We start from the raw sequence: 1,001 nt of genomic DNA, 5'->3' as shown, positions 1-1,001 counted from the left end.
GAACGGGTCCCGCCGCAGGACCTCGACGCCGAGCAGTCCGTGCTCGGCGGCATGCTGCTGTCCAAGGACGCCATCGCGGACGTCGTCGAGGTCCTCAAGGGCGAGGACTTCTACCGTCCCGCCCACGAGCTGGTCTTCCAGGCGATCCTCGACCTCTACGCCAAGGGCGAGCCGGCCGACCCGATCACCATCGCGGCTGAGCTCACCAAGCGCGGTGAGATCGCCCGAGTCGGCGGCGCCTCGTATCTGCACACCCTGGTCCAGTCCGTACCGACGGCGGCCAACGCCGAGTACTACGCCGAGATCGTCCACGAGCGGGCCGTGCTCCGCCGCCTCGTCGAGGCCGGCACCCGGATCACGCAGATGGGATACGCCGCCGACGGCGACGTCGACGAGATCGTCAACAAGGCCCAGGCGGAGATCTACGCCGTCACCGAGCAGCGGACCAGCGAGGACTATCTGCCGCTCGGCGACATCATGGAGGGCGCGCTCGACGAGATCGAGGCGATCGGCTCGCGGCAGGGCCAGATGACGGGCGTGCCGACCGGGTTCACCGATCTCGACGCGCTGACCAACGGTCTGCATCCGGGCCAGATGATCGTGATCGCGGCCCGTCCGGCCATGGGTAAGTCGACGCTCGCGCTGGACTTCGCGCGGGCCTGCTCGATCAAGAACAACCTGCCGAGCGTGATCTTCTCGCTCGAAATGGGGCGCAACGAGATCGCGATGCGTCTGCTGTCCGCGGAGGCGCGGGTGGCGCTGCACCACATGCGTTCCGGCAGCATGACCGACGACGACTGGACGCGGCTGGCGCGCCGCATGCCGGACGTCTCGGCGGCCCCGCTCTACATCGACGATTCGCCGAACCTCTCGATGATGGAGATCCGCGCCAAATGCCGGCGGCTGAAGCAGCGGAACGAGCTGAAGCTGGTCGTCATCGACTACCTCCAGCTGATGCAGTCCGGCGGCTCCAAGCGCGCCGAGAGCCGTCAGCAGGAGGT

Annotated in this window: 1 protein-coding gene; it reads left to right on the top strand. The window is 68.0% G+C overall.

Annotated features, from left to right (window positions below; all coding sequences use genetic code 11):
* On the top strand, positions 1-1,001 hold a 1,001-nt coding region (locus AB0I03_RS27255; RefSeq protein ID WP_360417534.1), incomplete at both ends, for a DnaB-like helicase C-terminal domain-containing protein.

It is taken from the genome of Glycomyces sp. NPDC021274 (assembly GCF_040641195.1).
Classification (GTDB): Bacteria; Actinomycetota; Actinomycetes; order Mycobacteriales; family Micromonosporaceae; genus Glycomyces.
The sequence above is the reverse complement of the archived record's forward strand: the minus strand, read 5'-3'. Positions and strand labels throughout refer to the sequence as shown.